The sequence below is a fragment of the Streptomyces sp. NPDC030862 genome, assembly GCF_055571835.1.
Genome location: NZ_JBVIEN010000012.1, coordinates 79,630 through 93,152 on the forward strand (window position 1 = coordinate 79,630; position 13,523 = coordinate 93,152).

General features: G+C 75.4%; 9 protein-coding genes. 8 read left to right on the forward strand and 1 reads right to left on the reverse strand.

Features of this window, described 5'->3' with window-relative positions; all coding sequences use genetic code 11:
• Positions 1-37 precede the first annotated feature (37 nt).
• From ACZ42X_RS29135 to ACZ42X_RS29145, 3 genes are all read left to right on the forward strand, one after another.
• Positions 38-1,723, forward strand: coding sequence for a DUF4153 domain-containing protein (locus tag ACZ42X_RS29135; RefSeq protein ID WP_468296122.1), 1,686 nt, complete (start codon positions 38-40; stop codon positions 1,721-1,723).
• Between the two features lie 273 nt (positions 1,724-1,996).
• Positions 1,997-2,707, forward strand: a complete 711-nt coding sequence (locus ACZ42X_RS29140) for a ribonuclease HII (protein WP_468296125.1) — start codon at positions 1,997-1,999, stop codon at positions 2,705-2,707.
• Between the two features lie 94 nt (positions 2,708-2,801).
• Entirely contained in the window at positions 2,802-3,455 is a 654-nt protein-coding gene (locus tag ACZ42X_RS29145) for a hypothetical protein (RefSeq protein WP_468296128.1), read from the forward strand.
• 214 nt (positions 3,456-3,669) lie between these two features.
• Here the strand turns inward: ACZ42X_RS29145 and ACZ42X_RS29150 are convergent, their stop codons facing one another.
• Positions 3,670-4,299 carry a hypothetical protein gene (locus ACZ42X_RS29150; RefSeq protein ID WP_468296131.1) on the reverse strand — a complete coding sequence of 210 codons (630 nt, stop codon included), beginning with the start codon at positions 4,297-4,299 and terminating at the stop codon, positions 3,670-3,672.
• A 351-nt stretch (positions 4,300-4,650) separates the two neighbouring features.
• Between ACZ42X_RS29150 and ACZ42X_RS29155 the strand changes: the two genes are divergently transcribed.
• The 5 genes from ACZ42X_RS29155 (at position 4,651) to ACZ42X_RS29175 (ending at position 13,402) form a co-directional block, all read left to right on the forward strand.
• Complete coding sequence (locus tag ACZ42X_RS29155) at positions 4,651-6,810, forward strand: RecQ family ATP-dependent DNA helicase (RefSeq protein WP_468296134.1); 2,160 nt, start codon at positions 4,651-4,653, stop codon at positions 6,808-6,810.
• Between the two features lie 227 nt (positions 6,811-7,037).
• Positions 7,038-8,438, forward strand: coding sequence for a DUF4192 domain-containing protein (locus ACZ42X_RS29160; protein ID WP_468296136.1), 1,401 nt, complete (start codon positions 7,038-7,040; stop codon positions 8,436-8,438).
• A 115-nt stretch (positions 8,439-8,553) separates the two neighbouring features.
• On the forward strand, positions 8,554-10,599 hold the full coding sequence (locus tag ACZ42X_RS29165) for a glycogen debranching N-terminal domain-containing protein (protein WP_468296139.1): 2,046 nt from the start codon (positions 8,554-8,556) through the stop codon (positions 10,597-10,599).
• An 85-nt stretch (positions 10,600-10,684) separates the two neighbouring features.
• Entirely contained in the window at positions 10,685-11,452 is a 768-nt protein-coding gene (locus ACZ42X_RS29170; RefSeq protein WP_468296142.1) for an NUDIX hydrolase, read from the forward strand.
• A gap of 111 nt (positions 11,453-11,563) precedes the next feature.
• A complete protein-coding gene (locus ACZ42X_RS29175) occupies positions 11,564-13,402 on the forward strand; it encodes an ATP-binding cassette domain-containing protein (protein ID WP_468296145.1) in 1,839 nt (612 codons plus the stop codon).
• Positions 13,403-13,523: the final 121 nt, after the last annotated feature.

Consider the following 13,523-nt stretch of genomic DNA (forward strand, 5'->3'; position numbering starts at 1 on the left):
ATCATGACGGCGCGGCCGACCGGCCGGGAGGGGCCCCGTGACAGACACGCCATCCGCATCGCCATCATCGCCGCCGCCGCCCTCGCCCTCGCCGCCGCCCCGGGCGCGGGCGGAAGCCCCGGGACCGCAGTTCGCGCCCGGGGCGTGGAGCGAGCCCTGGCGGCGGCCCCCGGCGGCGCGGCCGGAGACCTGGCTCACCCGCATACGTCCCAAGGCGCCGGGGCCCGTGCCGGCGGCCACGCTCTGGTGCGTCCTCGCCACGGGCCTGCTCAGCGCCCTGCTGTTCGGTGACGGGCTCGGCGTCAACCTGATCCTCGTGGCGATACCCGCCACCCTCGCCGCGTACGCCGCCGCCCGGACGGCCGGCCGCCGGGCCCGCCCCTGGACGCTGGTCTGGGGCGTCGGCGGCCTGGCCCTGCTCGGCATCCCCGCCCTGCACGACGCGGGCTGGCCCACCTTCCTGGCCGTCGTCGGCGCCGTGGGCCTCGCCTCCCTCGCGCTGCACGGCGGCCGCACCTGGCGGGCCGTCCTCTTCGGGCCGATCGGGCTGTTCGACTCCGTCGGCTCGGGCATCGGCTGGGCCGGGCGCGGGCTGCGCGAGATGGTGGACGGTTCGCGGGGCCGCGCGGCGGTCGTGCTGCGGACGACCGCGGTGGCGGTGGGACTCCTGGTCGTCTTCGGGGCGTTGTTCGCCGGGGCCGACGCGGCCTTCGCCGACCTGCTCGGCGCGCTGATGCCGGACGTGGACTCGGTGGCCGACGTGCCCCTGCGGATCGTCTACTTCGCGGTCGGCCTCCTGGGGGCGCTCGCCGCCGCGCGGACGGCCGCCGCACCGCTGCGCTGGGACCGTCTGAAGGGCCGTCCCGGCCGGCCGCACGGCCGCCTGGAATGGTCACTTCCGCTGATCGTGCTCAATCTGCTGTTCGCCGCCTTCAACGCCGTTCAGCTCGCCGTCCTCCTCGGCGGTTACGAGAGGGTGTTCAGCGAGACCGGCCTGTCCCGCGCCGAGTACGCGCGCCAGGGCTTCTGGCAACTGCTGTGGGCCACCCTGCTCACGCTCGCGGTGATCGGGCTCGCGCTGCGCTGGGCGCCGCGCGGCGGCGCCCGCGACCGCACCCTGGTCCGGGGGGTGCTGGGCACCCTGTGCCTGCTCACCCTCGTCGTGGTCGCGTCCGCCCTGCGCCGCATGGACCTCTACGTCGACGTGTACGGGCTGACGCGGCTGAGGATCTCGGTGGCCGCCATGGAGCTGTGGCTGGGCGTCGTCATCGTACTGATCATGGCCGCGGGCGTCCTCGGCGCGCGTCGGCTGCCGCTGCCCCGCGCCGTCGCCGCCAGCGCCGCCGTGGGGGTGCTCGCCTTCGGGCTGATGTCGCCGGACGCGCTGGTGGCGGAGCAGAACGTCCGGCGCTACGAGCGCACGCAGCAGATCGACATCGGCTACCTGGACGGGCTGTCCGCCGACGCCGTACCCGCCCTCGACCGGTTGCCCGAACCCCTGCGTTCCTGTGCGCTCGCGGGCATCGAGGCGGAACTGGAAGGGCCGGGGACCCCCTGGTACGCGACCAGTTGGAGCGAGCGGCGGGCCCGGGACATCCTCGCCGAGCGCGGCGTATCGACAGAGGGCTACCTCTGTACGCCCTGGCGAGACGGCTTCCAGGAGGAGTCCGGCGGCGAAGGCGGGTACGGCGGGGCGGATCCGTACGTTCCGCATGGCGGTTGAGCCGAGCGGCACCGGCGTGGTGAGTGGTTCACGAATGCGACAGCATCGTCGCGGAGGGCGTCGACGACGTCACGCCCCTGGCGTGATTCAACCCTTCCGCGCGCCTCGCCCAGCAGCTCGTGCACCGCGGAATCGAGGATTTCCGGCCACGGTGGTGTGGCGGTCGCAGGTGTGCGCCAGTGAAGGGCTGGACACCGTCGCCGAGGCCGCAGATCGTCTGATCGCAATCCGGGTGTTGCGGGCGGGGGCGGGCGGCGTAACCTATCTGGCGCCATGCCGTACGAACCACCCACCCACACCGTCGAGCGCTCGATCCGGGCGACAACCGGCGCCAAGATCATTGCCGGAGTCGACGAGGTCGGACGCGGGGCGTGGGCCGGGCCCGTCACCGTCTGCGCGGCCGTCACCGGCCTGCGACGACCCCCCGTCGGCCTCACCGACTCCAAGCTCATCACCCCCAAGCGCCGCGGTGAACTGGCGGCGGAGCTGGAGAAGTGGGTCACCTCGTACGCCCTCGGTCACGCCTCCCCGGAGGAGATCGACGAGCTCGGGATGACCGCGGCGCTGCGGCTCGCCGCCATACGCGCCCTGGACGGGCTGCCCGTGCGGCCCGACGCGGTGATCCTGGACGGCAAGCACGACTACCTCGGGCAGCCCTGGCGGGTCCGTACGGTGATCAAGGGGGACCAGTCCTGTGTCGCGGTCGCGGCGGCCTCGGTGATCGCCAAGGTGCGGCGCGACGCGATGATGGCCGAACTGGAGGCCGACTCCGGGCGGTACGCGGCGTTCGAGTTCGCCGCCAACGCCGGGTATCCGTCGCCGGTCCACAAGGCGGCCCTGCGGGAGTGGGGGCCCACCCCCCACCACCGCATGACCTGGGCGTACCTGGACGCGCTGCCGCAGTGGCGGCACCTCAAGAAGGTCCGTGTCCCGGCGGAGACCGCCGCCCTGGAAAGCGGGGGCCAGCTGGGCTTCGACTTCTGACCGACCCTTCCGCGGTGCCCCGCTGAACAGCCCGGGCGCGTGTACACGCCACCCGCCGGTGTCACTCGCACCGGCGTTTGATAGACATCCATCCATGCCTCTCATCCCCGAGGAGCCTCAGATTCACGAGAGTGCCCAGGGTCCCCGCGCCACTCCGGCCGCCGGCCGCCCCGCGCCGACCCCCCGACCCGTACCCGGTCCGCGTACCGCGGCCTCACCGCGACCCGGTCGTCCGGGTCCCGCCCCGGCCCGGCCCACGCCTCCGGTGCCGCGTCCGACCTCCGCGTCCTCGTCCTCCGCGTCTTCGCCGTCCTCTTCCGCCGTGACCGGGCAGGAGAATCGTTCCGCGTCGTCGGCGCAGCCGCAGATCCAGCTGATCCCCGCCCCGCCGGCCGGCGCGCTCGACGCCGCCGAGGAGGCCGTGGACCTGCTGCTGGAGACCGGCCGGGCCCCAGGCGACATCCTGGTGCTCACGACCGGTGAGCCGCACCCGTGGGCGACGCACGAGCTGTCCTTCGGCGACGCCGCCTACTGGGCCCAGCATGACGCCCGCGACGACGTGTTCTTCGCGGACGCGGCCGCCGTGGAGCGCGCCGCCGAGCGTCCCGTGGTGGTCGTCGCTGTCAACGGCGGCGACGACGAGGCCGCCGCCCGGGCGCTGCCCGCCGCGCGGAAGCGCGCGGGTGCGCTGCTGATCGTCTGCGGCGACCCGCAGCGCATCAACTCCGTGCTGGGCGCGGCGGTCTGACGCCCCGGCACACGCCCATGGCCCCGCGCCCGCGTGGTCCCGCCCCGGCGGACGCGGACGCGGCGCTCACGGCCGAGGGGCTGCCCGTGACGGCAGGCCCGGGGCCGGCACTCGCGCGGCGCCGCCACCTGCGCGTGCCGGTACGCATGGGGCGTCGGCACCTGCGCGGTGCCGGTACGCGCGCGGCGGCGGTACGCCCGCGGTGCCGGTACGGCTAGCGCGCTGCCGTACGGCGCAGGGGTTCCGCCGCGCCGCCGGCCGTGCGCGGCATCGGGTGCTCCTCGTCGGCCGAGCTGTCGGCGAGGTCACCGGGGGCCGACAGGGAGTGCGGGCGCCTGCCCCCACGGCCCTCACCCAGCACGTGCCAGCCGCTCCTGGTGAGCGTGATGTACGCGCCGCAGCGCAGGCCGTGCAGCGTGCACGCGTCCCGCAGGCCCCACATCCAGGCCCCGTCCTCCTCCGTCCAGCGCTCGTCGCCCTCGCGGCAGTAGAGCAGGACGGCCGTCCGCACCGGGGTGCGGCGCCGCAGGTCGTGCGGGATGACCCGGCGCAGGTGCGCGAGGAGGGCGTTGCGGAACTCCCAGCCGTCCGCGGGAACCGGGCGGCGGGTGAACGAGGCGCTGGCGGTGAGCCGTTCCTCGTGGTCGAGGACGGCGACCACGGCGGTCCCCGGCGCCGGCCGGTGGCGGGCGTGCAGGCCGTTGACGACCTCGCGCGGGTTGCGCAGCAGCGGAATGCCCGCAGCGGCCCACTCGGCGGGTTCGAGCATGCGGGCGAGGCGGCTGGGGGAGTCGGCGGGGGCGGTGAGCGAGGTGGCTGCGGACGGAGCGAATCCGAAGGTCACGGTCCTCCCTTCGCATACGCGCCCACAGTGCGGGCAGGGTGAGTGAGGGCGCACCGCGGCACAGCCCTGCAGGGCCCCTCCGAGCCGTACGAGCCGATGCGGGGGGCGGATTCCAATTCTTGCGGGCGCAACGGTCAAGCGGCAACGAGCAATTGAGACCGCCGTCTGGTATGGGCGGGTATGACACTCATATCCTGCCCAGTTGATCCCCCGATGACGCGTCAGTTCACCGCCGAACAGCCAGGACCAGCGGAAACACCCCCTCCGTCGCCCTCCCGGTGTCCAAGTGTCCGTCACTCGTTACGCAGCGTGAAGTGGCCGCCGGGCCTCGCCATCGGGTTGCATGGAGGCATGGACACCCTGGAGCTCCGCGCCGAAGCCGATGCCATCCTCGCCGAGCTGGTCGGCGCCCCGGAGGGGTCGGCGAGGCTCCGGGAGGACCAGTGGCAGGCCGTCGCGGCCCTGGTGCGGGAGCGCCGGCGCGCGCTGGTGGTGCAGCGCACCGGCTGGGGGAAGTCGGCGGTGTACTTCGTGGCCACCGCCCTGCTGCGCCGGCGCGGCTCCGGCCCGACGGTGATCGTCTCGCCGCTGCTGGCGCTGATGCGCAACCAGGTCGAGTCGGCGGCGCGGGCCGGGATCCGGGCGCGCACGATCAACTCGGCCAATCCGGAGGAGTGGGGCGCCATCTACGAGGAGGTCGAGCGCGGCGAGACCGACGTCCTCCTCGTCAGCCCGGAGCGCCTCAACTCCGTGGACTTCCGCGAGCAGGTGCTGCCCAAGCTCGCGGCCTCGACCGGCCTGCTCGTGGTCGACGAGGCGCACTGCATCTCCGACTGGGGCCACGACTTCCGGCCCGACTACCGCAGGCTGCGGGCCATGCTCGCCGACCTCGCCCCCGGGGTTCCGGTGCTCGCCACCACCGCCACCGCGAACGCGCGCGTGACGGCCGACGTGGCCGACCAGCTGGGCACCGGCGCCGGCGAGGCCCTGGTGCTGCGCGGCTCGCTGGAGCGGGAGAGCCTGCGGCTGGGTGTCGTCCAGCTGCCCGACGCCGCGCACCGCCTCGCCTGGCTCGCCGAGCACCTGGACGCTCTGCCGGGCTCCGGGATCATCTACACCCTGACCGTCGCCGCGGCCGAGGAGGCCACCGCCTTCCTGCGGCAGCGCGGCTTCCAGGTGGCCCCCTACACCGGGCGTACGGAGAACGCCGACCGGCTGCAGGCCGAGACCGACCTCCAGGAGAACCGGGTCAAGGCGCTCGTCGCCACCTCCGCCCTCGGCATGGGCTTCGACAAGCCGGACCTGGGCTTCGTGGTCCACCTCGGCGCGCCGTCCTCACCGATCGCGTACTACCAGCAGGTCGGCCGGGCCGGCCGCGGTGTGGAGCACGCCGATGTGCTGATGCTGCCCGGCAAGGAGGACCAGGCGATCTGGCGCTACTTCGCCGACACGGCCTTCCCGCCCGAGGCGCAGGTACGCCAGACCCTGGGCGCGCTCGCCGAGGCGGGGCGGCCGCTGTCGGTGCCGGCCCTGGAGGCGGTGGTGGACCTGCGGCGCACCCGGCTGGAGACGATGCTCAAGGTCCTCGACGTGGACGGGGCCGTCAAGCGGGTCAAGGGCGGCTGGGAGGCCACCGGGCAGCCCTGGGTGTACGACACCGAGCGGTACGCGTGGGTGGCGCGGCAGCGCGCGGCCGAACAGCAGGCCATGCGCGACTACGTCAGCACGTCCGCGTGCCGGATGGAGTTCCTGCGCCGTCAGCTGGACGACGAGGACGCGGCTCCCTGCGGCCGCTGCGACAACTGCGCGGGCTCCTGGCTGGACTCCGCCGTCTCGGCGGAGGCGCTGACGGGGGCGGCGAAGGAGCTGGAGCGTCCGGGCGTGGAGGTCGAGCCGCGCCGGATGTGGCCGACGGGGATGCCCGCACTGGGCATCGACCTCAAGGGGCGCATCCCGGCCGGTGAGCAGTGCTCTCCCGGGCGCGCCCTGGGGCGGCTCTCGGACATCGGCTGGGGCAACCGGCTGCGCCCGCTGCTCGCGGAGAACGCGCCCGACGGTCCGGTCCCCGACGACGTCCTGCGGGCCGCCGTGGCCGTCCTCGCCGACTGGGCGCGCTCGCCGGGCGGCTGGGCGCCGAACGTCCCGGACGCCACCGCCCGGCCGGTGGGGATCGTGGCCGTACCGTCCCTGACCCGTCCGCGGCTGGTCGGCTCACTCGCCGAGGGCATCGCGGCCATCGGCCGCCTCCCGTACCTCGGCACCCTGACGTACACCGGACCGGGCGGCGAGCACACGGTGCGCCGCAGCAACTCCGCGCAGCGCCTGCGGGCGCTCTCCGGTGCCTTCGCCGTCTCCGAGGAGCTGGCCGAGGCCCTGCAGCGCTCTCCGGGGCCGGTCGTGCTCGTGGACGACTACACCGATTCCGGCTGGACCCTGGCCGTCGCCGCCCGCCTGTTGCGCCGGGCCGGCTGCGAGCGGGTGCTTCCGCTGGTCCTCGCCGCGGCGGGCTGAGCGAGAACAACCGCGGGGCGGGCCCTAGGGCCTGCCTTCCGGATCGTGCCGGGCTCGCGTGCCCGGACCAGCGCTCGGATCGGCCTTGAGCCGTCCGCGGCGCCGTTCGCCCCCGCCACCAGCAGGGTGCCCGCTGCGCGAACGGAACGGCAGGGCTGTGGACAACGGCGACCGGCGGTTATCCACAGGGGTCGACGGGCGGCGGCGCTCGCGGGACCGTCGTGACCATGAACAAGCACCACGACACGACCGGCCCCTCCGACGACCGCCAGCAGATCACCCTGCGCGGTCCCGCCGAACTCGCCGATGCCCTGCCCTACATGCTGGGCTACCACCCCACCGATTCCGTCGTCCTCGTCGCGCTCCACGGCGACCGCGGCCGCTTCGGCGGCCGGGTGCGGACCGGCATTCCCCGCTCGCCCCGCGAGTGGCCGCCCGTCGCCGAGCAGCTCGCCGAATGCCTGATCGAAGGGTGCGAGCGGCACGGCTCACGCCCCGACGGCATCGTCGTCTTCCTCTGCCAGGACCCCGGCGAGGGCGAGACCGGCCTGCGCGTCATGGAGCGCCTGCGCCCGCTCGCCCAGCGGCTGCGCACCGCCTGCGGCGCACTCGACGTGCCGGTGTACGAAGCGCTGTGCATCTCCGACGGCCGCTTCTGGTCGTACTGCTGCCCCGACTCCCGCTGCTGCCCGCCCGAGGGGAACGTCCTCGCCCTGCCCGGTACGTCGGTGATGGCGGCCGCCGCGGCGTACGCGGGGATCCAGGTGCGCGGCTCGCTGCGGGAGCTGGAGTCACGGCTGCTGCCCGGGCCGGCCGGCAGGCCCGGGGACGCGGGCGAGCAGGGGCGGGCGCTGGACCTCGCGAGCGGGGAGCTCGTGCCCAGGATGCTGGACGAGGAGCAGTGCGAGGAGGTGCGCACCGAGACGCTCGGGCTGGCCCACCGGCTCATGCGGCGGCTCGGGGAGAGGACACCGGTGCCCGAGGCCGCGGTGGCCGACGCCCACGACGACGCGCTGCTGGCGCACGACGAGGCCGCCGCGCTGATCATCGGCCTCCAGGACCGGATCACCCGGGACCGGGCCGCCGAGTGGATGGAGGGCGACGAAGCGCACCCGGCGCTGCGGCTCTGGCGCGCACTCGCCCGCCGCTGCGTCGGCGCCTACGCCGAACACGCCGCCGCACCGCTGACCCTCGCGGGCTGGGTCGCCTGGTCCACCGGTGACGAGCCGAGCGCGCGAGTCGCCTTGGGGCTCGCGCTCCACGCCGACCCGGAGTACGTCTTCGCCCGGCTGCTGCACCAGGCCTGCAACGAGGGGCTCGACCCCGAGGCCCTCCGCACCTGCCTGCGCCAGGAACGTGACGCACGCACGGCCGCCGACGCGCGGACCGCCTCCGCGCCCGCCGGGGCCGCGGATGTGCGCCCCGCGCGCCGGCGCACCCGGGTGCGGACCCGCGGGGTACGGCCGCCCGGCCTTGCGAAGCCCGCTGCCGGAAAGCCCGCTGCCGGAAAGCCCGCCTCCGGAACGCCCGTGCCCGGGCCCGTGTCCCGAAACCCCGCCGCCGCGAAGCCCGCGTCCGCGCGTGGACCGCGGCGCGGTGCGCGGCGCGACAGCAGGAGTGAGCAGTGACGACCGTGACCGGTGACCGGGGGCGGGCGTTCACCTCTTCGGCGGAGTCGTATGACCCGTGCCGCCGTACCTCCAGCGGCTGTCCGGAGCGCACAGAAGGCTCAGCAGACCACCCATGGACCGTCCCGTCCCGCACCGACCGCCCGTCCCGCAGCACGCCCGGCAGACGTCCGCCGCCGACCCCCGCCCGGCGGCCCACGGCCCGGCGAACCCCGGCGAACTGCCGCCCGTGCACCACGCCCTCCTCTGCGTCGCCCTGCCCCACTTCACCGTGTCGGCTCCCCACGGCCAGCTCACCGGCGAGGGCCTCGAAGGCGTCTACGAGTCGGGCCGCCGGCTCCTGTCCCACTGCCGGCTGCGCGTGGGCGGCCGGGAGCCGCTCACCGTCCACGGCGGACTCGCCGGCGCGGACGAGGCCCGGTTCCTCGCCGTCGTGCGCACGCCCGCGGACCCCGGCCCCGACCCCGGGCTCCGTGTGGAGCGGACCCGCCGGGCCGGGGGAACCGAACGCATCACCTTCCGCAGCTCGCTCGCCCGGCCCGTCCGCGTGCCCGTCGACATCACCCTCGGCACCGATCTGGCCCACCTCGGCGCGGTGGCGGCCGGCCGGCCCGGGCCGGCGCTGCGCGCCGCCGTCCACGACGGGGGCATGCGGTGGTCCGCCCCCGACGGTACGGAGGCGACCGTCACCGCCGACCCGCCGCCCGAGGACGCCCTGGCCTCCGCCGGGCTGCTCCGGTGGGAGTTCGCCCTCCAGCCCGGTGAGGCCCGCACGATCGAGCTGCGCGTCCGCTCCGGGCAGCCCGTCCGCCCGGTGGGCCGGACGAGCGGCGGCCCCCGCCTGTCCGACGCCCGCGCCGAGGGCGACGACCCGCGGGTGGAGAAGCTGCTGCGCACCGCGCTCGACGACCTACGGGCGCTGCTCCTGCGCGACCCCGCCCACCCCGGTGACCTCCACCCGGCGGCGGGCGTGCCCTGGCGCTGCGGCCTCGCCCCGGCCGAGGCCCTGTGGGCGGTCAGGATGGCACTCCCCCTGGGCACCCGGCTCGCCGCCGCCACCCTGCGCACCGTCGCCCGCACCCAGCTCCCCGGTGGCGCCCCCGGAGCTGGTCGCATTCCCGGCCCGCTCCGGGACGCCGGACCCCATCTCCCGGCCGCCTGCACCGGTGTGGAGGCGACCCTCGCCTTCCCGGCCGTGCTCGCCGAGGCGCGGCGCTGGGGCCTGCCCGAACAGGAGCTCGCCGCGTTGCTGCCCGCCGCCGAGCGCTGCCTGGACTGGCTGCGCACCACCGCCGGGGAGGGCGGCCTCCTCGCCGAGCCGGGCACCGCCGGACTGCGGCGCGCCGAGACCCAGGCGCACGCGCACCGGGCCGCGCTGCTCGGCGCCGACCTCCTGGACGCCTGCGGCCGCCCCGGCGCCGACGCCTGGCGCGACTGGGCCGCGGCCCTGCGCGGGCGCTTCCGCGCGGACTTCTGGCTCGACGACCACGGCGGCGGCCGCCCCGCGGCCGCCCTCACCCCGGACGGCAGACCCCTGCGCCACCTCGGCGCGGGCGCGGCGCACCTCCTGGACACCGGACTGCTCGGCGGCGGGCGGCTCGCCGAAGGCCTGCTGGACAAGGTACAGACCGAGCAGCTCGCCCGGCTGCTCGGCGGCCCCGCCCTCGACTGCGGCTGGGGCCTGCGCGGCCTCGGCTCCAAGGAGCCGGGCCACAACCCCTTCGGCCACCGCTCCGGGGCGGTGCGGGTCCACGAGACCGCCGTCGCCGTCGCGGGCCTCGCCGCCGCCGGGTACGACCAGGAGGCCACGTCCCTGCTGCGCGGGCTGCTCGACGCCGCCGAGGCGTTCGCGTACCGGCTGCCCGAGATGTACGCGGGCCTGCAGCGGACGGCGCACAGCGCGCCCGTCGCGCACCCGGCCGCCTGCCGCCCCGCCGCCGTCGCCTCGGCCGCCGCCGTGCTGCTGCTCACCACGCTGGCGGGGATCCGGCCGGATGCCCCCGGCGGCACGGTGGCCCTGTACCCCGTGCGCGGCGTGCCCCTGGGAGCGGTCCGCCTCTCCGGGCTGCGCGTCGCGGAGGAGCCGTTCGCGGTACGGATCAGCAGAACGGGGCTCGGCATGGTCGAGGAAGCCGCCTCAGGGCTTCACTTGGGGGTGTGAGCGGGGAGTGAGCGGCGTGCGGGAAGTGGCTGCGACGGAGCTCCCGGGGCGTGCTTATCGTCAGGAAGACGACTATGATCGCGCCATGTCGCCCTACGACCCGTCGGCCTTTCCCCCCTTCGCCGTGACCGTCGACCTGGTCGTGCTCACCGTGCGCCGCCACGCGCTCTGCGCGCTGGTCGTCCGCCGTGGAGAGCCACCGTTCCAGGGGCGCTGGGCCCTGCCCGGAGGATTCGTGCGGACCGACGAGGATCTCGGCGCGGCAGCGGCGCGCGAGCTCGCCGAGGAGACGGGACTCTGCGCGCACGAACCCGGCGCGCCGCTCCCGGCCGAGGGGAACGGAGCCCATCTGGAACAGCTCGCCACGTACGGAGACCCCAAGCGCGACCCCCGCATGAGGGTCGTCAGCGTCGCCCACCTCGTGCTCGCGCCCGATCTGCCCGCCCCCCGTGCGGGCGGTGACGCCCACAGCGCCCGCTGGGCCCCGGTCGAGGAGCTCCTCCACGCGACGGACCCGGGGCGCGAGGACGAGCAGCCCGCCCCGCTCGCCTTCGACCACGCCCGGATCCTCGCCGACGGTGTGGAGCGCGCCCGTTCCAAGATCGAGTACTCGTCGCTGGCCACCGCCTTCTGCCCGCCCGAGTTCACGGTCGGCGAGCTGAGGCGGGTCTACGAAGCGGTCTGGGGCGTCGCCCTCGACCCCCGCAACTTCCATCGCAAGGTCACCGGTACGCCCGGCTTCCTGGTCCCGTCCGGCGGCACCACCACCCGCCAGGGCGGCCGGCCCGCCCAGCTCTTCCGAGCCGGCGGCGCCACCCTGCTCAACCCGCCGATGCTGCGCCCCGAGGTCTGACACCCGGGGCCGCGCGCCTCCAACCCTGCACAAAAAGTCCGAAATGTCGCGTTATCTTGTCGCGGTACCCCGACCTGCCGCCGAGCGGTCTCATCTACCGCGGGAGAAGCGATGCTCCAGGCAATCGGACTGACCAGCGCCCCCCGCCGGGGCCGCGAGCCCGCCGTACGCGACCTCACCTTCGAGGCCCTGCCCGGCGCGGTCACCGCCCTCCTCGGCGCCCCCGGCTCCGGCAAGACCACCACCCTGCGGCTCATGCTCGAACTCGAACCGGGCCGTGGCATCACGTACTTCCGCGGCCGCCCCCTGCATCGCATCGCCCACCCCGCCCGCGAGGTCGGTGTCCTTCTCGCCGACGTACCGGGCCATCCGGCCCGTACCGTACGCGGCCAGCTTCGGATGCTCTGCGCGGCCGCGGGAGTTCCCGTGACACGCGCCGACGAGGTCCTCGACGCCGTCGGCCTCGCCGAGCTCCACGACCAGCGCCTGGGCGCGCTCTCCACCGGAATGGAGCGCCGACTCGGCCTCGCCGCCGCCTTGTTGGGCGATCCGCACGCCCTCCTGCTCGACCAGCCCGCCACCGGACTGTCGCCGCGCGAGGCCGCCTGGCTGTACGGGCTCCTCCGGGCCCACGCCGACCGCGGCGGCACCGTCCTGTACACCACCGACGACTCCAAGGAAGCCGCCCGCGTCGCCGACCACGTCGTCGCCATCGACGAAGGCCGGCTCGTCGCCGACCAGGACGCGGCCGCCTTCGCCCGCACCCGGCTGCGCCCCCGCGTCGCCGTCCGCACCCCGCACGCCGCCCGCCTGGCCGCCGTCGTCAACCGCGAGGCCCGCGCCACCCAGCGCTCCGTCGAGGTCGTCACCGAGAACGGCAACCGCCTGAGCGTCTACGGCAGCAGCTGCGCCGAGATCGGCGAGACCGCCTTCCGGCACGGCGTCCTGCTCCACCAACTCGCCGACGAGACCGGAGACACGAGCCCGTGCCCGTCTCCGTGCCTCGGCCCGGAGCCCGGCCTTGACCCGGCCGCCGAGCCCCCCGCCGACGCGGACGGGAGCGACGCCGAAGCCCCGGCCCCGGTTCCGCCGCCGCTTCCGCCCGCTCCCGAGCCGACCGTCGAGGAGGACTCGCGGCGGCCGGCGGGCCTTCCGCCGCCGCTGCGCCCCAAGCCCGTACGCACTCCGCTCCACCCGCTCCGCTACGAACTGCGCCGACTGCTCGGCGTCCCCGCGACCCCACTGATCGCCGCCGCCGTCCTCGTCACCTCCGCCGCCCTCGCCGTCCTCCTCGCCCGTACCGGCCGCACGCCCCTGCCCGCCGTCATCGCCGCCTGGCCCGGCCTCCTGCCCCTGCCGCCGGCGGCCCTGGGTGCCGGGCTGCTCGGCGCGCTCTCGTTCGGTGACGAGTTCCGCTACCCCGTCCTCTCCTCCGGCCGGGGCCCCGTCCCGCGCCGCCTCGGCCTCCTGGCCGCCAAAATGGCCGTGACCGCCGCCGGCGCCCTGCTGCTCGCCCTCCTGGCCGCCGTCGCCGACCTCGAAGCGCTACGCCTCGTGTACGGCGGCCACTTGATCCCCGTCCCGGAGAACTGGCCCTCGCTGTGCGCGAGTTGGGCCGGACTCGCCGTCGGGTGCGCCTGGGCCGGCCTGCTCGGCGCCGGGGTGTTCCGGGCGACCGGCGCCGGTGTGGCGGCCGTGCTCGCGGTGCCCGTCCTCATGGTCCCGCTGGTGCGGAAGGCGCTGGTGGGCCCGTCCGTGCGTTCGATCGCGGGCCTGCCCGGCAGGTTGCGCGAACTCAGCTGGACGCACTGGCCCTATGAGGTCGACCGCTGGCTCATGGGCGTGGTGCACGTCGTAGCCCAACCCGTCGGTGCCGCACTGGTGTTGTCGCTGACCGCCCTCATCTGTGCCTATCTGCTCACCGGGCTGCGCCGTCGAGCCCGTTGGTGACCATGCGGTGACCGAAGCGCTTCGAACGGTCATAACCTCCTTGGAAATTGCCCGCTTCCTTCCGATAAGGCGTCAATTGGGCAGCGAGCGCCGATCACCCTTTCGTGTGCTTTTCACCAAA

Coding starts and splice junctions, on each gene's coding strand:
- ACZ42X_RS29170 (WP_468296142.1), top strand. CDS start 10,685: ATGTCGCCCTACGACCCGTCGGCCTTTCCCCCCTTCGCCGTGACCGTC.
- ACZ42X_RS29140 (WP_468296125.1), top strand. CDS start 1,997: ATGCCGTACGAACCACCCACCCACACCGTCGAGCGCTCGATCCGGGCG.
- ACZ42X_RS29160 (WP_468296136.1), top strand. CDS start 7,038: ATGAACAAGCACCACGACACGACCGGCCCCTCCGACGACCGCCAGCAG.
- ACZ42X_RS29175 (WP_468296145.1), top strand. CDS start 11,564: ATGCTCCAGGCAATCGGACTGACCAGCGCCCCCCGCCGGGGCCGCGAG.
- ACZ42X_RS29155 (WP_468296134.1), top strand. CDS start 4,651: ATGGACACCCTGGAGCTCCGCGCCGAAGCCGATGCCATCCTCGCCGAG.
- ACZ42X_RS29145 (WP_468296128.1), top strand. CDS start 2,802: ATGCCTCTCATCCCCGAGGAGCCTCAGATTCACGAGAGTGCCCAGGGT.
- ACZ42X_RS29165 (WP_468296139.1), top strand. CDS start 8,554: ATGGACCGTCCCGTCCCGCACCGACCGCCCGTCCCGCAGCACGCCCGG.